Genomic DNA, 23,156 nt, shown 5'->3' with positions numbered 1-23,156 from the left:
CCTTTACTACTCGGCGGTTTCGCCCGCTGCGGAAATATCAATACCGGACTTGGCCATCGCGTCACGCAACGCATACCAACCCAGCAACGCACACTTGACGCGGTTTGCGAACTGGGAGGTCGACTCCAAGGCGGCCGCGTCACCCAGCTCGTCGAGAATGTCATCGTCGACGCCCAGGTTCCGCGAATGCATCATGACCTCCATGTCCCGATAGAGTCGACTGATCTCCTCGGTGCTCTTACCCTGGGTTAAGTCCGTCATCATAGACAGCGACGCCCTCGAAATCGAGCAGCCGTCACCGTCCCACCGCAGGGAGGCGAGATGGTCACCATCCAGCGTGACGCCCAAGGTTACCTCGTCGCCGCACGTCGGATTGACCTGGTGCGAGGACGCATCCTGACCGGAAGGGTCACCCTCCCCATGCTTCTCGCGCGCATGGTCCAAGATCACCTGCTGATACAACTGCTCGAGACTGCCCATAGCTACCTTTCCTCAAAAATCCGACAACCATCAATGATCCTACCGACCGAAGAAGGCCCGCACCTTCGACAGGCCGTCCACCAGACGCTCGATCTCCTCCGGCGTGGTGGTCGGAGCCACCGATGCTCGTGCCGAAGACCGGACCTGGAAAAACGAGTGCAGCGGGATCGCACAGTGGTGCCCAACGCGCACGGCGACATCCACGGAGTCCATGAACTGGCCAACATCATGCGGATGCACGCCGTCAACCGCGAAGGCCACGACCCCGATACGACCCGCGGCTGTGTCGGGTCCCAAGACCGTGATGCCCTCGATCGAGGAGATGCCCTCCAGCATGAGGCGCGTGAGTGCGTGCTCGTGGGCCTCGACGCGGGTCATGTCGAGTGCCGACATGTACCGCAGCGCCTCGGACCACGCGACGATCTGCGCGACGGGCTGGGAGCCGACCTCGAAGCGTTCGGGCGGCGCCATGAACGTAGAGGACTCCATGGTGACCCACTCGATCATGGAGCCGCCGGTCAGGACGGGGGGCATCGCCTCCAGGAGCGAGCGCCGCCCCCACAGGGCGCCCGCGCCCGTTGGGCCGAGCATCTTATGGGAAGAGAACACCGCGAAGTCCACGTCGAGGGCGGACAGGTCGAGGGACATGTGAGAGCTCGACTGGCAGGTGTCCAGCAGGATGAGCGCTCCCACCGCGCGAGCGGCGGCCGTGATCTCGGGGACCGGCGAGACGGCGCCGGTCACGTTGGAGACGTGTGTGAAGGCGACGAGCCTCGTGTTCGGGGTGATGACCGATAAGGTGTCAAGGTCGATGCGCCCGTCGGGGGTCAGGTCGAGCCAGGCGAGCTCGGCCCCCGTGCGCTGGCACAGCTGCTGCCACGGAACGATGTTCGCGTGGTGCTCGGCCCGCGTGCACACGATGCGGTCGCCGCGCCCCACGCGCATGGGCGCGGCCTGTGCACCGCCCAAGCCCTGGGACGCGTTGCCCATCGACAGGGCGACCAGGTTGATGGCCTCGGTGGCGTTTTTCGTCCACACGATCTCGTCCGGGCGCGCGCCCACGAACGAGGCCAGGGTGCCCCTCGCGCTTTCGAAGGCGTCGGTCGCCTCATCGCCCAGCAGGTGCGTGCCCCTGTGGACCGCACCGTTGGACCGTCGGTAGAAGTCGGCCTCGGCACTGATGACGGCCTCGGGCTTTTGCGAGGTCGCCGACGCGTCGAGGTACGCGATGGGCGCGCCGCCGCGCCCGACGCGGCCCAGAATCGGGAAGTCCGATCGGATCGCGTCGAGCTCGGCGGCGGTGAAATCCGTGGGCACGGGTATCAGAGTCCCAGATACTTGTCGTAGCCGTTTTCCTCGAGCTCGTCGGCCAGCTCGGGGCCGCCCTGGGCGGCGACGTGGCCATCAACGAACACGTGGACGTGGCTCGGCTTGATGTAGCGCAGGATACGGGTGTAGTGCGTGATGAGCATGACGCCGCAGCCCGTCTGGCCGTGGACGCGGTTGACGCCCTCGGAGACGATGCGCAGCGCGTCGACGTCGAGGCCGGAATCCGTCTCATCAAGGACGGCAAAGGAAGGCTTCAGAAGCTCCATCTGGAGGATTTCCAGGCGCTTCTTCTCACCGCCGGAGAAGCCAACGTTGACGTCTCGCTCAGCAAAGTCGGGGTCCATGCGCAGGTTTTCCATGGACGTCTTCATCTCCTTAACCCACGAGCGCAGAGCGGGAGCCTGACCATCGATGGCGGTCTTGGCGGTGCGCAAGAAGTTAGAGACAGACACGCCTGCGACCTCGACGGGGTACTGCATGGCTAGGAAAAGACCGGCCTTGGCGCGCTCGTCGACGCTCATCTCGGTGATGAGCTGGTCGTCGAGCCACGCTTCACCCGACGTGATCTCGTAGGCGGGGTGACCGGCCAGCGCGTAGGCCATGGTGGACTTGCCGGAACCGTTAGGACCCATGATGGCGTGGATTTCGCCAGAGTTGATCGTAAGGTTGACGCCTTTGAGGATCTCCTTGGGACCCTCGGCAGTCTCTACCGAAACGTGCAGATCCTTAATACGCAGAGTGGACATGTGTATTCCTTACAGCTCAGTTGTTACGGGACTTGGCCAGCTCGGCCTCGACGGTTGCCATGAGGTGATCGACCACCTCGGGGACGCCAATCTGGTTGATTAGCTCAGCGAAGAAGCCACGCACAACCAAGCGGCGTGCCTCATACTCGGGGACGCCACGACTCATCAGGTAGAAGAGCTGCTCGTCGTCGAAGCGACCGGTGGCAGACGCGTGGCCCGCACCCTCAATTTCGCCGTTTTCGATCTCAAGGTTAGGCACAGAGTCGGCTTTGGCTCCCTCGGTCAGCACGAGGTTACGATTCAGCTCGTAGGTATCCGTGCCGTCGGCGGCCTCGCGGATCAGGCAATCGCCGATCCACACCGAGTGCGCATCCTTGCCCTGCAGAGCACCCTTGTAGGTCACGCGCGAGAAGCACTTAGGCTGCGAATGGTCAACGAAGACTCGGTGCTCCAGATGCTGTCCGCCGTCCACGAAATAGATGCCCAGCATGGTTAGCTCGGCGCCGGGGCCGCGGAAGTCTGTGTCCGCGCACAGACGCACGAGGTCGCCACCAAACGTTACAACGATGTGCGTGAGCTTCGAGTCGCGGCCCAGCGCGAGACGTTGGTTCGACGCATGCAGGGTCGTATCATCCCATTCTTGAAGCGACACGACAGTCAGATCAGCGCTGTCGCCCGTCTCGACCTCGACGCTCTGGTTGAGCGCAGCATTGGCGGAACCAGTATGGGAGAGAATGACGGTTGCCTTAGCGAAGGCACCCGCACGTATCACGATGTGCTGGGCGCGGGTACCCTCAATATCCGCCACGTTGATACGCACCGGCGCATCAAGCTCGACCCCGGCAGGAATCTCAACGATGGTCGCCTGCCGAAAGCCGTTCCACGCCACGACGGCCGTGCGGTCGCCGGGAGCCAGGACGGTACCCAAGCGTTTATCATCGCGCGCGACAGCTTCGACGGTGACCGGGGTAGGAGCTTCGACGGTCACCGGCGCGTCGCCCGCGTCATAGTTGGCGGGATCGAAGAGGCGCTCGATGCGACGCATCGGCGTAAAGCGCCAATCCTCTTCGCGTCCGTGCGGCACAGCGATGTCAGTCAACTCGAAGGACGTCGGGCGATCGGCGCGCGAGGGGTTCGCTTTCTCGGGTCCGCCCCCATGGGAGTGGGCCTTGTTCATGGTGTCGACAATAGTGTTGGGGGTCGTCATCAGCCGACGGATCCTTCCATCTGCAGTTCAATGAGGCGATTAAGCTCGAGGGCATACTCCATGGGCAGCTCCTTGGCGATGGGTTCGACGAAGCCGCGCACGATCGTCGCCATGGCCTCGTTCTCATCCAGGCCTCGACTCATGAGGTAGAAGAGTTGATCGGCACTCACCTTGGTAACAGTCGCCTCATGCCCCATTTCGACGTCGTCGGTGCGTACGTCCACGTAAGGGTAGGTGTCGGTCCGCGAGATCTTGTCCACCAGCAGAGCATCGCACAGCACGTTCGACTTGGAGTTGCGGGCGCGCGCGTTGATCTGGACGAGGCCACGGTAGGAGGTGCGACCGCCGCCGCGTGAGACGGACTTCGACACGATGGATGACGAGGTGTAGGGCGCCATATGCACCATCTTGGCTCCCGTGTCCTGCTGTTGGCCGGGACCAGCAAAGCCGATGGACAGGGTCTCACCGCGGGCGTGTTCGCCCATCAGGAAGCAGGCGGGGTACTTCATGGTGATCGCGGCACCCATGTTGCCGTCGACCCATTCCATGGTTCCGCCTTCTTCGACGATGGCACGCTGAGTGACCAGGTTGAGAACGTTCGTCGACCAGTTCTGAATGGTCGTGTAACGCACGCGCGCGTCCTTCTTCACGAAGATCTCGATGACACCGGAGTGCAGCGAGTTCTCGTCGTAAATCGGGGCGGTGCAGCCCTCCACGTAGTGCACGTAGGAGCCCTCGTCAGCGATGATGAGCGTGCGCTCGAACTGCCCCATCGCCGAGGTATTAATACGGAAGTAGGCCTGTAGCGGAATGGTCACGTGCACGCCCTTGGGAACGTACACGAACGAGCCACCGGACCAGGCGGCAGTGTTCAACGCGGAGAACTTATTGTCGCCCGCGGGCACACACTTGCCGAAGTACTCCTCAAAGATCTCGGGGTATTCGCGCAGGCCCGTGTCTGTGTCGGTAAAGATGACGCCCTGACGCTCCAGGTCCTCCTGGATCTGCTGGTAGACAACCTCGGACTCGTACTGCGCGGCAACACCAGAAACCAGGCGGGCCTTCTCAGCCTCGGGAATACCCAGGCGATCGTAGGTGTCGCGGATTTCGTCGGGCAGGTCATCCCAGTCGTTGACCTGGCGATCTGTGGGACGTACGTAGTACTTGAAGGCATCAAAGTCCACGTGGGACAGATCCGGCCCCCACGCTGGCATGGGCTTGCGCTCGAAGAGCTCCAGCGCCTTCAGGCGACGATCCCGCATCCACTGCGGCTCATCCTTAACGTCCGAGATAAAACGGACGATCTCTTCGTTAATCCCGGTGGGAACATCCTTCGAATAGTCGTCAGAATCATGCCAACCGTATTCGTAACCGCCGATTGACTCAATGATCTCATCATCGGTCATACGACGGTCGTCAGCGCCCGAGGCGGGTGCCTGCGTCATAGTTGTATCAACCTCTCGTTCTTACCTGTGTGCTACTTGCGTCGCACATTCCTCGCGCCGGGGCGGATGATCGGCATCCCCACCGGAATGTGGGTGGTACACACGTGCCCCCCGCCTGCAAGCGTGGAAAGTCTCTGAACGTGCACGTCGAGCAGTTTGCCAAAGGCTACTGTCTCTGCATCGCACAGCTGGGGGAAGTCTCCCGCAACGTTCTGTATCGGACAGTGCCCTTGGCACAGCTGAACAGCCAACGTGCCTCCACCGATGTCACGAACGGTCGCGGCATAGCCGTCTTGCGTGAGCGCGTCGGCGAGCGCCTGGGCACGGACCCGCGGGTCGGAACCGGCGTCCCGGATGATGGGCGCGTAGCGGCGCTCGATTTCGCGTGAGCGCGCGGCCGCAAAGGACTCGACGGCCGCTTCTCCTCCCACCTGTCCCAGGTACCCGAGAGCCTTGGATGCCAGGTCAGAGTATCCGTCTGCAAGATGGATGTGTGCGCGTTCGGTGGCCACGTAATGCCGCGCGGGACGTCCGCGGCCCCGTTTAGAGGGCATACCAGGCTCGTGCTCAGCGATCTCCATGGATTCCAACAGGAGCGTGATGTGACGACGAACGGCTGCAGTCGTCAGGCCCAGGACCTTGGCGATCGACGAGGCCGTGACCGGTCCTTTTTCGACAATGAGATCGAGCACCTGTTGACGGGTTGTGGCATCTCCTTCTTCGGCCACCTGTCCTCCGCTCCGACGCGCATCCCGCGCGACAATCCGTGCTTTTCTCTGGGAAGAAGTCTACGCTAATTTGAATAGATAGGCGTTACGAAAAGCTCGTCAGAGTGTTACACGACCCACACGTCGAGGGACTTATGACCTATTACCTGACAATCAATGAAGCCACGGCGCACCCGGAGCACGCAGCCCCTCCCAACCACGGCCTCGCGCAGCGTGCGCAGCCATGATGCCGATGACGGTCGAGGGATTATGAAGGCGACCGGCGAGCACCCACTCCATCGCGTCAGAGAGCGACACCCATGCGTACTCCATGGTGGCTTCCTCGTCCTCACGCTCAAAGGTCGTACCCGTGGGCGCGAGGTCTCGAGCCAGGAAGACGCGAATAGGCTCCGTCGAGCCACCCGGAGAAGTAAAAAAGTCGACGAGCACGTCCCAGCACCCAGCCTTCAGATCAGTCTCCTCCGCGAGTTCTCGCTCAGCCGCGACCAGGGGGTCCTCTCCCGGAATGTCCAACAGCCCAGCGGGAATCTCCCACAGCGACGCGCGTACCGGGTGACGATACTGGCGCTCAAGCAGAACTTCCTCGCAACCGACCTCCCCTCGCATAGCAACCACCGCCACAGCCCCAGGGTGGCGCGTGTACTGGCGAACAACCGGCTGCTCCCCCTCGACCACCACGACACGATCCTCCACCATGTCGACGATGCGACCGCTCCACTCGATAGAGCTGTCAACAACCGTGTGAAGCGTGTGGCGGTCCTCGATACCGCTCGCTTGTCCACTCGACAGGATATGCATCCCCATCCTCATTCCTTCTTATCTGCGCGCGACGAGTAACGACCCACGTGACGCTTCAGCGCAGCCTCAATCAACCCAGCAAACAAGGGATGAGGCCGCGTGGGACGGCTCTTGAATTCTGGATGCGCCTGCGTGCCAACATAGTAAGGGTGAAGCGCGCCGTCCAGCTCAACGAATTCCACGAGCGACCCGTCCGGAGAGGTACCACAGATCATGAGTCCCGCTTCTTCGAGACGCTCACGATACACATTGTTGACTTCGTAACGATGACGATGGCGCTCACTAACCGTGGTTGTCCCGTACGCACGAGCAACGACCGAGCCGTCACGCAGCGTCGCAGGATACGCTCCCAAGCGCATCGTCCCACCCAAATCACCCTCGCCGTCAACGAACTCACGCTGGTTCGCCATCGTATGGATGACAGGTTCAGAGGTTTCCGGATCCATTTCGGTCGATGAAGCATCGGGTAATCCAGCGAGGTTGCGCGCCGCCTCAATCACCATGCACTGCAAACCCAGGCACAGACCAAGAGTCGGCACGCGGTGCTCCCGCGCCCACCGCAGCGCACCCAGCTTGCCCTCGATGCCACGAATCCCGAACCCACCGGGAACAACGATTGCATCGACGCCCGACAGCTCACGCGCCGCCCCTGCAGGCGTCTCACACGTATCTGCAGCGACCCAACGAATATCGACGCGCGCATTGTTTGCAAAGCCGCCATGTTTAATGGCTTCCGACACCGACAGGTAGGCATCATGTAAGTCGATGTACTTACCGACAAGTGCGACCTCAACGCGATGCTTAGGTGAATGGACGCGCTCCAGGAGTCCCTTCCATTCCTTCCAATCAACATCGCGGAAGGAAAGACCAAGACGCTGAACAAGGTAGGCGTCAAGCCCCTCACGATGCAGCGTCGGCGGAACTTCATAGATTGAGGAAACGTCCGCGCACTCGATGACAGCATCCCGCTCGACGTCACACATGAGGGCGACCTTCGCTTTAATCCCCTCAGGCAGCGCACGATCAGTGCGAAGAACCAGCGCATCCGGCGCAATTCCGATCGAACGCAGCGCGCTCACCGAGTGCTGCGTTGGCTTTGTCTTGAGTTCACCGGCGGCAGGCAGGAAAGGAATAAGAGAGACATGCACGAAAGCAACATTGCTGCGCCCCAGATCGTGTCGGACCTGGCGAGCAGCCTCCAGGAAAGGTTGCGATTCAATGTCGCCGACGGTCCCGCCGATTTCCGTAATGATCACGTCCGGACGTCGCCCAAACTGATCGGGCTCAGCCTGACGACGCATAACACGCTTGATTTCATCGGTGATGTGCGGAATCACCTGCACCGTATCCCCGAGATACTCCCCCCGGCGTTCCTTAGCGATCACCGTCGAATAAACTTGGCCCGTCGTCGCATTAGCCGCACCCGACAGATTCACATCGAGAAAGCGCTCGTAGTGTCCGATATCCAAATCGGTTTCCGCGCCATCCTCTGTGACAAAAACCTCACCGTGCTGGAAGGGGTTCATCGTACCCGGGTCCACGTTGATGTACGGATCCAGCTTCTGCATGACAACATGAAGGCCTCTCGAGCGTAGCAGCCGTCCCAGGCTGGAAGCCGTTAAACCCTTCCCCAGTGACGACACAACACCGCCGGTCACGAAAATATGCTTGGTCATAGAATGATCTGCGCGCACCGCGCGCATCGACGTGTTCACCATGGAACTTCAGCTTAACACTGCACACAGACCTCGGCCCCGCCGATCAGGGACGATGCGACGAGGCCGACGAAGAAAAACGCGCAACCGCGGCTTTTACTTAACCGTCGGAAGAACGGATTGTGCACCATTTCCCACGCCGTAGGCGTGAGCACCAGCGCTCTTCTGAGACAGGGCGAGCGCCGTGCTGACGCACGCGAGCGTCGTACCGACCGAATCGACAGTCGTCACCTGCGTTGCAGAGCTACGAACCCTCGAAATCATAGCGTCGCGTGACGACGCATCGCCCACGAGAACACCGGAAGTAGACCCCACCGCCAAGGCAAGACCGCTCCACGCGTCGGGACTCGGACTCACAGACGTATCCGTGGCGCCCGTCTGAGCGCGCGGACCGACCGCAACAAGTGTGGTCGCCGTGCCGGCAGGATCCTCATCAATCGTCATCAAAGGCGTCGACTTATCGGTGAGAATCTGACGCAACAGGTCCGTTTCCGAACCAGTTGATGTCAGGACCTGGACGATGGAGTAGCCCACCACACCGTCGGCACTAGCCGTCTTCGCGGCACCCGACTCGAGGTGGGACGCGAGCGTCGTCGATAGTGTCGTGCGGTACTGGCTCATCGACGTCGACTGCCAGTTCTCGCTCAGCGTCACCCGCCCCACGATCGATGCGCCCGCGTCAGTCAGCGTTGAGCGAATCGCAGCCACGTCGTCATCCGATGCACCGGGCATGACGACGAGAGCAATCTGAGAGCCGGTGAGCGACCCTGACAGAGTCGACGCAGCCAGAGCCTTCAAACCAGCGGCTTCGGCGTCGGCCTGAGCAACCAGCTGCGGGTCCGAGGACACCTGCGACGACGACGGATTGACTCCAGCGTTAATCGTCCGCTGAAGCGGTCCTGCTCCCAGGACAACACCAACGGCCAAGGCAATAAAGATCCCGATGATCGAGACAACGTGGTAGCGGAAGTTAATCATTGGGCTCCTCCAACAGCGTGCGTAAGCGACGAGAATAAAGACGTCACGGGGTACAGCAGGTCATTGCCCCACGGAGTCGACCACAGGGCCACCCCCATCAGGGCAAGCGCGACGAGCGCGAGCAAAACGAGCGTCCACCCGCGCGGGCGAGGGCGGAACGTAGCGGCCACAGCGTCTGCGCCAATAAGACGCGAACCGCAAGCCAGACGCGAGAAAAAAGAAGGAGCGACCAGCGCGCGACCGGCATCAACAAGCTCCGCCTCACCGTAGGACACGCCCACAGTGATAACGGCAGAAGCCGACGAATGGGCCGCCACAACCATCGCGGCATCGAGCGACGTCCCAGCCATCGACACGGTCTCGTAGACGATGCCCATGCGGTCGAGACGCTCCGCTCCAGGTGCAAGCCCATCACTGCCAACACGGACGACAAAAGAACGCGCCTGCCGGATCGCTTTCTCACTCATGAGGTCAGCGTCACCCACGACGGCATCAAGACTGAGGCGCGCTTTGAGCGCGATGTCCGCACCCGCGTCAACTGCGACAACGAAAGGCGCAGCCTCGGAGCGCCAACGAGCAAGAGCGTGCAGGGCCGCAGCAGCATCGGATGAACCTGTCACGAGCAGGACCGGGCGAGAACCGAGACCCGGAAGGGAAGGCACCCCCTCGCCGCGTAGAACCGTCGCCCCATCCTGAGCCAGATAGTCTTCGATTGCGCCCTCGAAACCGGCAAACAACGGAGTCGAATCCGCGATTGCAATATCCAGGTCCGCGGCCGAGACCCGCGTTCCTGTAGCGAGCACGGTACCGTCCAGGAGAACCTTGCCCCCCGTGACTGTAACTTCCTGCCCTTCACGCAGGGACATGATGTCCTGTCCGAGATCATCCACGAGGGGAATGTCGGCATCGAGAATGAGCTTGGGACCCATCGCGGCCACGCGGCCCGTCAACGAGGGCTGCGCATTAAGAACTGCGGCGGGTCGCGCCGCAACGAGCGCAGCAGCGCTCTCTTTGTCGAGGTCTGCGACGTTAATAACGGCGATTTCACCGTGCTCCAAGCGTGTTGCCAGATGCGTGGGGCGGTCGTCGATGCGGATCCGCCCCGTCCGGGCTTGTGCGGTCTTTGAATGTGTGTCACTCATCCCTGCGATTGTGACACGGCGGAGGCCAAGACCTGCGAAGCGTGGCGGCGCGCCGCCTGCGAGTGCGGATCCCCACCCATCATTCGGGTGAGTTCCGCCTCGCGCTGCGCCCCCGTCACCTCTCTGACGCTCGTTGTGCCGTCGTGTTTCTCGATGACGAGGTGTTGGTCCCCGAAGGCGGCGACCTGCGCCAGGTGGGTGACGACGATGACCTGCCGACTGGCAGCGAGCCTCTTGAGCCTCGCCCCCACCTCGGTCGCCGTCTGCCCGCCGATGCCGGCGTCGATCTCGTCGAAAATAAAGGTGGAGGAGGCCTCGGTGCGCCCCAGCATGAGCTCGAGGGCGAGCATGACGCGGGACAACTCGCCGCCGGAGGCTCCCTGACCAAGCGGGCGAGCGGGGGCGTGCGGATGAGGTTGGAGACGGAAAACGACCGTTTCGCATCCGTGAGAACTCGGCTTCGTTGACTCCAGGTCGATCTGCAGAGTCGCGTCGGGCATCGACAGGGCATGCAGCTCGTCGTTGACTCCAGCCGCGAGTTCGCGGGCCAGGCGGGCGCGGCCCTTCGTCAGGCGTGCGCCGACGTNCCGCCCTGGCCCCCAGCAGGAGCTGCAGGCTCGACAGAACCATCGTCTTGCCTGCACCCGTTTCACCCGTCACCACGACCAGGCCGCCGCCAAAATCGACGTGCGCCGACGCGATGACGCCCAGGTTGGCAATATCGAGAGACTCAATCACCGTGGGCCGTCCCTCCACCCGCGCACAGGAAGATTAAATTTGCGTACGAGACGCGCCGAAAACGGCGTATCGTCCACGCGTACCAGTTGCACCGGTGCCGATCCCACGCGCGCACGAACCACTGCCCCTGCGGGAACCGTCATCCGGCGCAAACCATCGCACCACATCTCAGGGGCCGTCCACATATCATCCAACACGATGATCTCCACGCAGGCGGAGGGACCCACCACGAGCGGGCGAGTAAACAGGCCATGCGCGGCCAGCGGAGCGACGACAATCGCCTCCGTATCCGGCCAGACGACGGGACCGCCCGCTGAAAACGAATACGCAGTTGATCCCGTCGGCGTCGACAAGATCATGCCATCTGCCCCATATGTCGAGACCTCCTGACCGTCGACCACGAGCGCAAAATGCACCGGGTGCGCGACATCCGTATGCATAATGACGGCCTCGTTCAGGGCCCAATCAGAAGCCTTCGACCCGTCGGAACGCTCCATCGTCACGTCCAGGGTCATGCGGCGCTCAACAGTGACATCTCCCTCGGCGATCTTGCGTGCGAGGTCGCCGACGCCGGTCGTCCCAAGCTCGGTTAGAAACCCCATATGCCCCGCGTTGATACCAAGCAGAGGAACCCCCAGCGCACGCGCGCTTGAGGCCGCCACGAGGAAAGTGCCGTCGCCGCCGATCGATACAACCATGTCAATGTCGCGGCTCGACGCGTCCTCGACGACAGCGATTCCTCGTTCTGCCAACGCCTGTGTAAGCGCCACCGCACTGGTGACGGCGTTCACTCGATGACGGTGACGCACCATGAGCACACGGGTCATAACGATCCTCCAGCGGGTCCTTGGGCGACTGCTCGGCGAATGTAGTCCGTCAGTTCGCGCGGATCAATAGGATCGGGATACGCGCGACGCATGTAAAGAAAATACTCAACGTTACCGGCCGGACCCGGCAGCGGGGACGCCTCGATCGCAGCAATGTCAAGTCCCAGATCGATCGCGCATCTGGCAACATTGCCGACCGTTTCGACGTGGTGCTCGGGATTACGAACCACTCCCCCGTGTCCGAGGCGCTCCTTGCCGATCTCAAATTGAGGCTTGACCATGAGCAGGAAGTCGGCGTCGGGAGCAGCCGCTGCAACCAGCGCGGGCAGGACGAGAGTCAGCGAAATAAAGGACATATCGCCCACGACGAGGCCGGGGGCGGGCGCCACCGAGGCGGGATCCAGCGTGCGCACGTTGGTCCGATCGTGGACCTCTACACGCGAATCTGACTGAAGCTTCCATGCGAGCTGACCGTAGCCAACGTCGACAGCGACGACGGAGGCTGCACCCCTCCTCAGTAGGACATCTGTGAAGCCACCCGTCGATGCACCAGCATCCAGGACTCGGCGCCCCTCAATGAGGGGAGCCTTGTCACCGAGCGCGTCAAGGGCGCCAGCAAGCTTGTACGCGCCACGCGACACGTACTCAGGATCATCGCAGGGGGCAACAACAATCGCCTGCGCAGGGTCCATTTGTCGCGCAGCCTTCAGGACAACCTGTCCGTCAAGTTTGACGCGGCCCTCCTCAATCATCTGCACAGCGTCCGAGCGCGACTTCGCCAGGCCTCGACGCACGAGCTCGGAGTCGATCCTTCTCAGCTTCACGTGTCTGCCCTCCCGTCCTCTCGCGATCCGACACCCACACGCGGAACTGGCGCACCCGGGGGCACGTCGGCCGACAGTACCCGCCGCAGGTCGGCTTCGATCGCCGTGAGCGTCGAGATTTGCATCTGCGCGCCAAGCTCATCGAAACCGACCAGGCGGGCCGCCGTCTGTTCACTCAGGGCCATCAGGCCTCGTCATCCATGTCGGCCGTCGACTCCAGGAGCGCCTCGAGTTCCTCCTCACCGGGCAGGAAGGCGGGGGTGTCCTCGCCGGGCTCGGGCAGCGCGTCAGCGTCGGCTCCCTCGACGAACTCGTCATCCGCGTCGGCAACCGGTTCCGGGGCGGTCACGATGCCGGACGGGTCGTCGTTCGCAACGACCGTAATTTCGGGGCACGTCACCGGGTTTCCGGAGCCGTCGGCCCATTCCCACGCCGCCGCGGCGAGCGCGCGGTAGGAGTCGATAGAGATCGTGACCGCGTCAGTCAGCTCGATGTCGTCAAGGGTCAGCACACCCGCGCGCGTCACCTTGGCCACCTGGGACAGGCCGCAGGTCCACGTTCCATCGCGGTGGTGCTTGGGCGCCGGGTGCGACTCAAGCAGACCACGCATGTCGATCGCGAGGTAAGCGGGACGCTGGCCGCGCGGGGCGCGCAGGACTTCGCGGGCACGGTGAACGCCGGTCAAGACGTGCATGGCGGGCACACCGGCGGCGACGGCACCCATGATGTCGGTCTCGAGGCGATCGCCCACAGCCACGGGGTTCGTTGCGCCGACGAGCTCGCTCGCGCGGCGGTAGATTCCGGGCTCGGGCTTGCCTCCCGCGGTGGGACGCTTGCGGGTGGCGTGCTGGATCGCGCGCACGAGCGAGCCGTTGCCCAGGGCCTGGCCGCGCTCAACGGGCAGGGTCGCGTCGAGGTTGGAGGCGTAGAAGGCTGCACCGCGTTCGATGGCGAACGCTCCCTCGGACAGGAGGGTCCAGTTGACCTCCTTATCGAGGCCCTGGACGACGGCGGCGGGCTCATCGTCGGCGCTGTCGACCAGCTCGAAGCCCCGCTCCTCGAGGGCGAGGCGCAGGCCCGGGCCGCCGAGCACGAAGACCTTGGCGCCCTCTTCGAGTTCTTCCGCCATGATCGCGGCGATGTCCATCGCCGAGGTCATGACCATGTCCGGGGTCGCCTCGAAGTCCATGCCGTTGAGCTTGTCTGCGACCTGCTGCGGCGTGCGCATCGCGTTGTTCGTCACGAACGCGGAGGCCATGCCCATCGTTCGAGCCTCGATGACGGAGGAGGCCGCATGTTCGATGCGCTCATCGCCGGACCAGGCGGTGCCGTCCAGATCGAGCAGGGCACAGTCGAACTCCTCAGCCAACGCGGTTTCCGAGCCGCGCAGCGGCGAGCGCTTGTTGTCGACGTCAGCATCCTGGTACAGGGCAACGTCGATGATGTCGGTATCTTCCACTTCTTCGGGCATCGAGGCGATGACCTCCTCGGCTTCCTCGGTGCGACCGAGCTCGGTCAGGCGCTCAGCCTTGACCGCCATGAGACGGCGGCGCAGCTCGTCCTCAGCGGAGGCAGGAAGCGCGGCCAAAGCATCATCAACGATCACGAGGCCGACGTCGGACTGGCCGAGGTCAGCGCGGGCGCCCGAAGAAACGAGCACGAGCTCGACCTGCTCGGCGAGATCCAGAGACGAGGAGTCGGTCGCGTCGATGATCTCCACGGCCTTCTCGGGGTGGCCGAGCCCGCGCTCAGCGTCCGCTTCCACGGCGCGCAGCGACTCGTCGCCNTCACGACCACCAAACTCACGACGATCACCATCGCGACGCTGGAAACCGCGGTCCCCATCACGACGCTGATAGCCACCACGTCGATCATCACGACGCTGGTAACCCCCACGCTCACCGCGAGCATCGTCGCGGCCGCCGAAGTCACGACGTTCCCCATCACGACGCTGGTAGTCGCGGTCTGCTCCGCGGTCATAACCACCGCGACGATCATCACGACGCTGGTAACCCCCACGCTCACCGCGCTCACGCCACTGAGGCTGACGCTTCGAGTAGTCACCACGGCCGAATCCGCCGCGTCCTTGAGTCTCTTCTGCCATGGTGCTAAACCTCTATTCCTGCGCTCGCTCGCGCTCTTGTCTGTGGTGCGCACGAAGCGCGTTCAACTACCCAATGTTAGACGACGTTTGGCCTGGTGGCTTGTGGTGGGTGTTGGAATGGTGAGGGACGGCACGCCGTGTGGCGGTGCCGTCCCTCGGGTTTTGTTGTGTTGTGGCGGTGTCCTACTCTCCCACAACCTATCGGTTGCAGTACCATTGGCGCTGCCGGGCTTAGCTTCCAGGTTCGGAATGGTGCTGGGCGTTNGGACACGTCGTCGGCCAGTGCGTCCAGCTCGAGGGCCTGGCTGCGAGCGCGAGCGGCAAACTCCGCTACGGCCTCGTCGAAACGAGAAGCGTCGTCCAGCTGCGCGTAGGCGCCGCGCGCGGACTCGACCGCCCCCGCCAAGTCGCCACGATCGTCACCCGTGAGGTAGCCGAGAGAGACCCCCATGAGCGCACGCAGATCCTCAGCGTTCGTCAAGCGGGACGCCTCGCGGACCAGCTCTTCTTCCTCGCCGGGCTGCGGGTTTAACGCCTCGATCTGGGCGAGGGCGCCGCGCAGGTCCTCGAGCTCCTCCGCGCGATCGTTCGCATCCCCACGCAGCGAGTCGAGTCGGTGCTTCGCGTCGACCGCCTCGCGAAAGGCCGCGCGATACTCCTCCAGCAGCGCGGCGTGAGCGGCCCCGCCGAACTGGTCGAGTGCGCGGCGTTGGGCGGCCTCGCCGGTCAGGCGAATCTGATCCGACTGCCCGTGGATCGTGACCATCGACCCGACGATCTCGGACAGCGCGGACGCGGGAACGGGCCGCGACCCCAGGTGCGCGCGCGACCTGCCGGCAGCGCGGACGGAGCGGCCAACGATGAGTTCGCCCCCCTCGACGACGCCCCCGGCCTCCTCGACGCGAGAAGCGACGTCATCGCCGACAGAAAAGATACCGTCCACCGACAATCGATCGGCGCCGCTTCGCACGAGCGCCGCGTCCGCCCTGGCCCCCAGCAGGAGCTGCAGGCTCGACAGAACCATCGTCTTGCCTGCACCCGTTTCACCCGTCACCACGACCAGGCCGCCGCCAAAATCGACGTGCGCCGACGCGATGACGCCCAGGTTGGCAATATCGAGAGACTCAATCACCGTGGGCCGTCCCTCCACCCGCGCACAGGAAGATTAAATTTGCGTACGAGACGCGCCGAAAACGGCGTATCGTCCACGCGTACCAGTTGCACCGGTGCCGATCCCACGCGCGCACGAACCACTGCCCCTGCGGGAACCGTCATCCGGCGCAAACCATCGCACCACATCTCAGGGGCCGTCCACATATCATCCAACACGATGATCTCCACGCAGGCGGAGGGACCCACCACGAGCGGGCGAGTAAACAGGCCATGCGCGGCCAGCGGAGCGACGACAATCGCCTCCGTATCCGGCCAGACGACGGGACCGCCCGCTGAAAACGAATACGCAGTTGATCCCGTCGGCGTCGACAAGATCATGCCATCTGCCCCATATGTCGAGACCTCCTGACCGTCGACCACGAGCGCAAAATGCNCCCTCCCGGGGTACTTTTCACCATTCCCTCACGGTACTATGCACTATCGGTCATCAAGTAGTATTTAGGCTTACCAAGTGGTCTTGGCAGATTCACACGAGATTCCACGAGTCCCGCACTACTCGGGCACCACATCCACACCACACGCCACCGGTCCGCTTACACGACTCTCACGCTCTACGGTCAGCCATCCCAAACTGTTCAACTCCCAGCAACACACGACGCGACCCCCCGGCAGAAAGATCCAACATGGCCCCACAACACCAAACACGCAACAGCTGCCGCCTCACACACGCATCTGGTTTAGCCTCCTCCGCTTTCGCTCGCCACTACTCACGGAATATCTTCTCCTACGGGTACTAAGATGTTTCACTTCCCCGCGTTCCCCCCACCACCCTATACACGTTCAGATGATGGTAACCCAGCACAACCCAGGTTAGGTTCCCCCATTCGGACACCCTCGGATAATAACGCTCGCTCGCCAACTCCCCGAGGCATATCGCAGGCCGCAACGTCCTTCATCAGCTCTTGATGCCAAGGCATCCACCGAATGCCCAACAAAACTAAACAAAACACAAAAAACAGTACAAAACAAAAACGCTCGCAACCACTATACACAACACAAACAACCCACCACACACACCCACACCCAAAGTCAAACCCTTCAGGCCAGCTGCGCAGGCAACCACCACCCAACAACAGGGCAGCAGACGCTCACACGGTGTTGAACGTGAACCCGACAGCGTGCTCATCCGTCACAACGCTTATGCCCAACCCCACAACGCACCCACACCCACCACCCCACAACAGGGCANCAGGCATCGGAGCACCCTTGTGGGCGGACACGTGATCCACCCACGCGCGTGTCACCTCGACGCGCACACCAAGATCGGAGGCGACGCGGCGAACGTATTCGAGAGCATCAGCCCAGTCGTAGGCACGAGGCGAGGACAGGACGCCCGTAGCTTCTGCCGCGCCGGTGAGAACACCACCGATGTGCCACGGCTGGGCGGGGATGCCTGCCTCGAGCGCTGCGAGCACCTCGTCGGAGGGGCGCTCCTTCGCCCCGGGAAGCAGCGAAGGAACGGTTCCGTGGGGTCGGGCAACCTTGGCGATTTCGAAGACAGCGACGTCCGCATTGGAGCGTGAAACATTGCGGCCAGCGACATCTAGCAGCGTGTCGAGGACCGAGGTACGCAGCCAAGGTGCATCGTCCGCCATTGGGTTACGCAGACGCAAGGCCTCACGGCGCGGATCGGAAACGGGAATACCCTGACGGTCCCACGTATCGGATACGAAGGGGTAGGACTCAACCTCAACAAGGCCGCCCTGTGCCAGCGCCGACGCGGCGAGGCGACGAGCCTTCTGTGCTGTTGTCAGGCCGTGACCCGCTGGGACGGCGGGCATAACAACGGGGATATTGTCATAGCCATCGAGACGTGCGACCTCTTCAACCAGGTCGGCGGGCGCCGTCAAATCGGGGCGCCACGAGGGAGCCGTCACCGTGAAGAGACCATCACAAGGACCCTCAACACGGCAGCCAACCGTGGTCAGCAACTCCGCGATGCGCTCGGGGCAGTGCTCGACACCGGTGAGGCGCTTCACTTCACCCACGGGCAGCGAAATGACGGTCGCACCCTGACGCTCGTCCACGTCAGTCACTCCCATATCGATCGTGCCACCGCCGTACTCAACCAGCAGTTCAACGGCACGCTGTGCGGCGACCTGAGGCAGAGCCGGATCGCTTCCACGCTCGAAACGCTTCGAGGACTCGGAGTGAAGCTTGTGGCGGCGGGCACTGCGTGCAATCGAGACGGCATCGAAGTGAGCGGCCTCGAACAGGATGTCGGTGGTGCCCTCCTCCACCTCGGAGTAGGCGCCGCCCATGACACCGGCAATGCCGATGATGCGAGAACCCTCGCCCTGGGGTGAATCGGTGATGAGCAGATCCTGGGGATCCAGCTCGCGCTTCTCCTCATCCAGGGTCACGAGCGTTTCGCCCGCGCGGGCACGACGCACGACGATAGGAGACGCGAGCGCTCCCAGGTCGTAGGCGTGCATCGGCTGCCCCAGGTCGAGCATGACGTAGTTCGTGATGTCGACGGGCAGCGACAGGGAGCGCATACCGGCGGCCTCGAGGCGCTCCACCATCCACCGCGGGGTGGGGGCGGCGGGGTTCGTACCGCGAACAATGCGGGCCACAAAACGGTCGACGCCCGCTCGCCCACGGATCGGCGCATCGTCGGAGAAGACGACGGGGAAGCCGTCGGCATTGGGTGCAGGCGGCTCGGCTGCAACGACGCCGGGCAGGCCCGGGTCGCGGAAGGCCGAGCCCGTCGAGTGGNAGGGCATCCGAAAATTATCGGATGCCCTCTTCGACGGGTCAATCAGCTCAGTTCAACGACCGCCAGATTCTTGCGTCCCTTGCGAATGAGAGCCAAACCACCTGCAAGAACGTCACTTTCGCTCAAGACAGCTTCCGGATCCTCCACCTTGACATTGTTGACGGAGGCGCCACCTGAAGAGATGGTGCGACGGGCCGCAGTCTTGCCCTTTTCGAAGCCGAGGGCGACGAGAGCGTCCGCCACGGTTGACTCACCGATGGTCACAGACGCACGCGGAAGGTCGGCGGTCGCGGCGGCCAGGGTGGTCTCGTCAAGATCGCGGATGTCACCTCCACCCCAGAGGGCATCGGTTGCCTCCAGAACGCGCTCAAGCTGTTCGCCGTGCACGAGTTCGGTCACGGAGGCGGCCAGCGCCTTCTGCGCGGCGCGCTGGTGGGGACGCTCGGCGACCTCGACAGCGAGGGCTTCGATCTCCTCTCGAGACTTGAAGGTGAAGATCTTCAGGAAGCGCACGACGTCCTCGTCCGCAACCTGCAGCCAGAACTGGTAGAACGCGTAGGGGGTCATCATCTCCGGGTCGAGCCAGATGGCGCCGCCCTCTGACTTGCCGAACTTCGTACCGTCGGCCTTGGTGATGATCGGCGTGGTCATCACGTGCGTGTCGACGCCTTCGACCTTGCGGATCAGGTCGACGCCGCCCACCATGTTGCCCCACTGGTCGTTGCCGCCGGTCTCGAGGGTGCAACCATTGCGACGGTACAGCTCGAGGAAGTCGTTGGCCTGGAGCACCTGGTAGGAGAACTCCGTGTACGAGATGCCTTCGTCGGAGGCGATGCGGCGTGCGACGATGTCTTTGTTCAGCATGGTCCCCACGCGGAAGTACTTGCCAACGGTACGCAGCAAGTCGATGGCGCTCATCTCCTGGGTCCAATCCAGGTTGTTCACCATCTTTGCGGCGGCCGGTCCCTCGAAGTCCAAGAACTTCGAGATCTGAGCGCGTAGGCGCTCCGCCCAGCCACGCACAACCTCGGTCGACTGGAGCTGTCGCTCGCCGCTCTGGCGGGGGTCGCCAATCTGGCCGGTCGCACCGCCCACGAGTGCGAGTGGACGGTGCCCGGCGAGCTGCAGGTGGCGCATGACGATCAGCTGGACGAGATGACCGTGGTGTAGGGAAGGCGCCGTCGGATCGTAGCCGCAATAGAAGGTGACAGGTCCGGCGTTCAGGTGCGCGCGAAGCGCATCGAGGTCGGTGTGCTGCGCGATCAGCCCACGCCACTGCAGGTCGTCCAGGATGTCTGTCACGAAAGTTGTCCTTCCTTGCGGATTTAACTGGTTGTTGTGGTTGTCAGTGTATCGGCTTCCCAGCCAGCGGCGTTAGCGCAACGCAGCGGCCGCCCAGCCACGGGCGTCCGCGAGTCGATCCTTGGCCTCGTCGAGCTGTTCCGCGACACGCACGGGGGCGGTGCCGCCGCGGCCGAGGCGGGCGCCGACCGATCCCTCGACAGTGAGCACGGAGCGTACCTCGGGGTCGAGGCGGGACGAGGCCTGGGCGAGTTCGGCGTCCGTCAGGTCGGCGAGTTCCACTCCCCTGGCTTCGGCGAGGCGCACGCAGGCGCCCGAGATCTCGTGGGCATCGCGGAAGGGAACCCCGCGCTTGACGAGCCATTCGGCGATGTCGGTGGCCAACGAGAAGCCCTGAGGAGCCAGCTCAGCGAGGCGCTCGAGGTGGATGGTCATCGTGTCGATCATGCCGGCGACGGCGGGGCACAGAACGTCGAGGGTATCGATCTGGTCGAAGACCGGCTCCTTGTCCTCCTGGAGATCACGGTCGTAGGCGAGAGGAAGAGCCTTGAGGACGGCGAGGAGACCGGTGAGATCACCGATGAGCCGACCGGCCTTGCCGCGCGCGAGCTCGGCGACGTCCGGATTCTTCTTCTGCGGCATGATCGAGGAACCGGTCGAGTAGGAATCGTCGAGGGTGACGTAGCCGAACTCCTTCGTGTTCCAGATGACGATCTCCTCGGACAGGCGGGAGATGTCGATGCCGATCTGGGCGCAGATGAAGGAAAACTCGGCGACGACGTCGCGCGCGGCGGTGCCATCAATTGAGTTCTCAACGGAGTCGGTAAAGCCGAGAGCCGCGGCGACGCGACGCGGATCCATGCCGAGAGTATTGCCGGCCAGAGCCCCGGAGCCGTAGGGCGAGATGGCGGCGCGCTTGTCCCAGTCGCGCAGGCGGGCCACGTCGCGCAGGAGCGGCCACACATGTGCCAGCAGGTGGTGAGCAACGAGGACGGGCTGCGCGTGCTGCATGTGGGTACGTCCCGGCATGACGGCGTCTCCCGCACGCTCGGCCTGGCCGAGGAGGGCGCTAGCAATGTCGAGAATTCTCCCGGCCAGGTGACGCGCCTCCTGACGCAGGTACACGCGGATAAGGGTCGCGATTTGATCATTACGCGAGCGACCCGCACGCAGTTTGCCGCCCAAAGTCGCTCCAGCACGGTCGATGAGACCGCGCTCGAGCGCCGTGTGAACGTCCTCATCGTCGGGGCTAGGCACGAATCCTCCGGACGTAACGTCAGCATCGAGCCTGGCGAGGGCATCGTGCATGTCCGCGCACTCCTGGTCGGTCAGAAGGCCGACGCGGTGCAGCTCGTCAGCGTGCGCGTGCGACCCGGCGATGTCGACGTGGGCGAGACGGAAATCGAAATGGGTTGACACGCTCAGGGCAGCAAGCGCCTGCGATGGGCCGCCAGTGAAGCGGCCACCCCACAGGGACACGTGCGTTTCGGACTGCGACATGGTGGACCTCCCAGGATCAACAACGGAAATACAGCTATGACTCAAGAGTATTCGAGATACTGGCGGGCCGCCGACGGCCACACTACGGGTACTTCTCCACGCACCTTCACCCAGGTCGCGATAATGACAAAGAGCATCCAGTTGCCTTCGAACAGCAGGCGGGACTCGGTGAAGGATTGGATGAACATCGCGATCATGAGAACCGCGGGGATAACATCCCACAGGTTGTCGTCGATGTGGGCAACCGCCACCTTGACGACTCGGTACAGGGTCCAGATGATCGCAGCACTCACGAGGAATGCACCGACGAAGCCTGTCGTCAGCGCTGCCTCCACGAAGACGTTATGTGCCTGGTTCGTCGAGGTTCCATCCTCGCGCACGACCAAGCCAGCGAAGGGGTCGAGCCACGTCGGCCAACCGATAAACCAGCCCCAGCCGCCGATCGGGCGCTCGACAACGAGGGGTTCTGCGGCGTGCCAGATGACTGAGCGTCCGCTCATATCGGGGCTGCGTCCGAAGGAATCAGCGATCCAATGCCGCGCAAAGAACGCGCCGATGCCTGCAACCACACCCATGCCAGCGAAGATTGCGACGACCTTCAAGCGCATGTGCACGGGCACTCGGCGTTGGACGACCAGGCCCGCGATGACGATGAAACAACCTGCGGTCGACAGGGCCACCGTCGCGGACTGGGTCAGCAACATTGTTGCCCCGCATGCAGCGAGCCACACGAGCGTCGATGGCAGGGCCCGCCGCGTCTGCATGTAGCGCAACACCAGGCACACTGCCAGGAGAAGCGCAACAAACGCCAGAGGGTTGCGGTTTCCAGGAAAACCCTGGATCGGCCCTCCCTCCAGCAATCGACCGTCCACCCAGTATGAGGACGCTGGAAGGTGGCCTCTGCCCCACAAGGTCGGGGGCGCGAGAGGTCCCAGGTGAGCGAAAGCGACCACAGCCTCGAGAATGAATGAGGAGGAAATAATCCACTGAAAGGCCAGAATGAGTGTTTCGACGAGGGCTGTGAGGGGCAGCGCCACGGCAACCGATATCGATACGAGCGTCAACACGATCTGCATCACGGAATACTGGGCACTGAGCAGCGGATCAATCGACCAGACACTAGTCAGTGCACACCAGGCAACAAAGAAACTGATCGTCGTCGGGAATCGGCGCAGTGACAGGGAACGACCGGACGTTCGGAAAAGAATCACGAAAGCCACGAGAAGTATCAGCATCGGCACGAGGGACCCGATGTCGCCGAAGATTCCGCGAATGCCCTTGCCCGCGAATCCGACAAAGAACATGCCCGCGACCGTGTAGCGCATCATCCGCTCGCGCGTGGCCTGTTCTGAATCGATGCCCGCGGTAGCCTCGATCGCTGCGCTCGCTTCGTACGTCATA

General features: G+C 63.1%; 18 protein-coding genes, 1 rRNA gene, 4 pseudogenes and 1 other annotated feature. All 23 genes and pseudogenes read right to left on the bottom strand.

Going from position 1 to position 23,156, the window contains the following annotated elements:
- Positions 1-6: 6 nt before the first annotated feature.
- The 23 genes and pseudogenes from sufU to BQ7477_RS06315 all read right to left on the bottom strand — a co-directional run bounded on the left by sufU (position 7) and on the right by BQ7477_RS06315 (position 23,155).
- Complete coding sequence (gene sufU, locus BQ7477_RS06420) at positions 7-480, bottom strand: Fe-S cluster assembly sulfur transfer protein SufU (RefSeq protein ID WP_073983244.1); 474 nt, start codon at positions 478-480, stop codon at positions 7-9.
- Positions 481-519: 39 nt separating this feature from the next.
- Positions 520-1,797, bottom strand: coding sequence for a SufS family cysteine desulfurase (locus BQ7477_RS06415; RefSeq protein WP_073983243.1), 1,278 nt, complete (start codon positions 1,795-1,797; stop codon positions 520-522).
- Positions 1,798-1,802: 5 nt separating this feature from the next.
- On the bottom strand, positions 1,803-2,555 hold the full coding sequence (gene sufC, locus BQ7477_RS06410; RefSeq protein WP_073983242.1) for a Fe-S cluster assembly ATPase SufC: 753 nt from the start codon (positions 2,553-2,555) through the stop codon (positions 1,803-1,805).
- Between the two features lie 16 nt (positions 2,556-2,571).
- Positions 2,572-3,762 (bottom strand): Fe-S cluster assembly protein SufD, encoded by a 1,191-nt coding sequence (gene sufD, locus BQ7477_RS06405; protein ID WP_073983241.1) that lies wholly within the window; start codon positions 3,760-3,762, stop codon positions 2,572-2,574.
- The gene (gene sufB / locus BQ7477_RS06400; RefSeq protein ID WP_073983240.1) at positions 3,762-5,207 is read right to left on the bottom strand and encodes a Fe-S cluster assembly protein SufB; all 1,446 of its coding nucleotides are present in this window, start codon (positions 5,205-5,207) and stop codon (positions 3,762-3,764) included. Before sufB ends, sufD begins: the two co-directional genes overlap by 1 nt.
- 32 nt (positions 5,208-5,239) lie before the next feature.
- Positions 5,240-5,935 (bottom strand): helix-turn-helix transcriptional regulator, encoded by a 696-nt coding sequence (locus BQ7477_RS06395; protein ID WP_073983239.1) that lies wholly within the window; start codon positions 5,933-5,935, stop codon positions 5,240-5,242.
- A gap of 153 nt (positions 5,936-6,088) precedes the next feature.
- Complete coding sequence (locus BQ7477_RS06390) at positions 6,089-6,733, bottom strand: NUDIX domain-containing protein (RefSeq protein WP_073983548.1); 645 nt, start codon at positions 6,731-6,733, stop codon at positions 6,089-6,091.
- Positions 6,734-6,741: 8 nt separating this feature from the next.
- Positions 6,742-8,436 (bottom strand): CTP synthase, encoded by a 1,695-nt coding sequence (locus BQ7477_RS06385; RefSeq protein ID WP_129582529.1) that lies wholly within the window; start codon positions 8,434-8,436, stop codon positions 6,742-6,744.
- Positions 8,437-8,544: 108 nt separating this feature from the next.
- Positions 8,545-9,426 carry a copper transporter gene (locus tag BQ7477_RS06380; RefSeq protein ID WP_073983237.1) on the bottom strand — a complete coding sequence of 294 codons (882 nt, stop codon included), beginning with the start codon at positions 9,424-9,426 and terminating at the stop codon, positions 8,545-8,547.
- Entirely contained in the window at positions 9,423-10,568 is a 1,146-nt protein-coding gene (gene steA / locus BQ7477_RS06375) for a putative cytokinetic ring protein SteA (RefSeq protein ID WP_073983547.1), read from the bottom strand. Before steA ends, BQ7477_RS06380 begins: the two co-directional genes overlap by 4 nt.
- Positions 10,565-11,149 (bottom strand): annotated as a pseudogene (locus BQ7477_RS06370) (DNA repair protein RecN); the annotation flags it as partial. The pseudogene BQ7477_RS06370 and the gene steA, both read right to left, overlap by 4 nt.
- 49 nt (positions 11,150-11,198) lie before the next feature.
- Positions 11,199-11,306, bottom strand: a pseudogene (locus tag BQ7477_RS13025) (AAA family ATPase); the annotation flags it as partial.
- The gene (locus tag BQ7477_RS06360; RefSeq protein WP_073983236.1) at positions 11,303-12,133 is read right to left on the bottom strand and encodes an NAD(+)/NADH kinase; all 831 of its coding nucleotides are present in this window, start codon (positions 12,131-12,133) and stop codon (positions 11,303-11,305) included. The pseudogene BQ7477_RS13025 and the gene BQ7477_RS06360, both read right to left, overlap by 4 nt.
- Positions 12,130-12,957: a TlyA family RNA methyltransferase gene (locus tag BQ7477_RS06355; protein ID WP_073983235.1), complete on the bottom strand. Its 828-nt coding sequence runs from the start codon at positions 12,955-12,957 to the stop codon at positions 12,130-12,132. Before BQ7477_RS06355 ends, BQ7477_RS06360 begins: the two co-directional genes overlap by 4 nt.
- Positions 12,954-13,142 carry a dUTP diphosphatase gene (locus BQ7477_RS06350; protein WP_073983234.1) on the bottom strand — a complete coding sequence of 63 codons (189 nt, stop codon included), beginning with the start codon at positions 13,140-13,142 and terminating at the stop codon, positions 12,954-12,956. Before BQ7477_RS06350 ends, BQ7477_RS06355 begins: the two co-directional genes overlap by 4 nt.
- Complete coding sequence (locus tag BQ7477_RS06345) at positions 13,142-14,428, bottom strand: HAD-IIA family hydrolase (protein ID WP_478209461.1); 1,287 nt, start codon at positions 14,426-14,428, stop codon at positions 13,142-13,144. Before BQ7477_RS06345 ends, BQ7477_RS06350 begins: the two co-directional genes overlap by 1 nt.
- 803 nt (positions 14,429-15,231) lie before the next feature.
- Positions 15,232-15,345, bottom strand: a 5S ribosomal RNA gene (gene rrf, locus BQ7477_RS13260).
- 263 nt (positions 15,346-15,608) lie between these two features.
- Positions 15,609-16,193, bottom strand: a pseudogene (locus tag BQ7477_RS13255) (AAA family ATPase); the annotation flags it as partial.
- A pseudogene (locus BQ7477_RS06335) lies at positions 16,190-16,606 on the bottom strand (diacylglycerol kinase catalytic domain-containing protein); the annotation flags it as partial. The pseudogenes BQ7477_RS06335 and BQ7477_RS13255, both read right to left, overlap by 4 nt.
- Position 16,607: 1 nt before the next feature.
- Positions 16,608-17,148, bottom strand: a sequence feature (23S ribosomal RNA rRNA prediction is too short).
- Between the two features lie 174 nt (positions 17,149-17,322).
- On the bottom strand, positions 17,323-18,960 hold the full coding sequence (locus BQ7477_RS06330) for a phenylalanine--tRNA ligase subunit beta (protein WP_478209458.1): 1,638 nt from the start codon (positions 18,958-18,960) through the stop codon (positions 17,323-17,325).
- 35 nt (positions 18,961-18,995) lie between these two features.
- Positions 18,996-20,255, bottom strand: a complete 1,260-nt coding sequence (gene tyrS, locus BQ7477_RS06325; protein ID WP_073983233.1) for a tyrosine--tRNA ligase — start codon at positions 20,253-20,255, stop codon at positions 18,996-18,998.
- A gap of 72 nt (positions 20,256-20,327) precedes the next feature.
- Positions 20,328-21,755, bottom strand: coding sequence for an argininosuccinate lyase (gene argH, locus BQ7477_RS06320; protein ID WP_073983232.1), 1,428 nt, complete (start codon positions 21,753-21,755; stop codon positions 20,328-20,330).
- 41 nt (positions 21,756-21,796) lie between these two features.
- Positions 21,797-23,155, bottom strand: a complete 1,359-nt coding sequence (locus BQ7477_RS06315) for an O-antigen ligase family protein (RefSeq protein WP_073983231.1) — start codon at positions 23,153-23,155, stop codon at positions 21,797-21,799.
- Position 23,156 lies beyond the last annotated feature (1 nt).

This window comes from Actinomyces bouchesdurhonensis, from assembly GCF_900128465.1.
GTDB lineage: Bacteria > Actinomycetota > Actinomycetes > Actinomycetales > Actinomycetaceae > Pauljensenia > Pauljensenia bouchesdurhonensis.
Note: the sequence above shows the minus strand (reverse complement) of the source record. Positions and strands in the feature narration are given on the sequence as shown.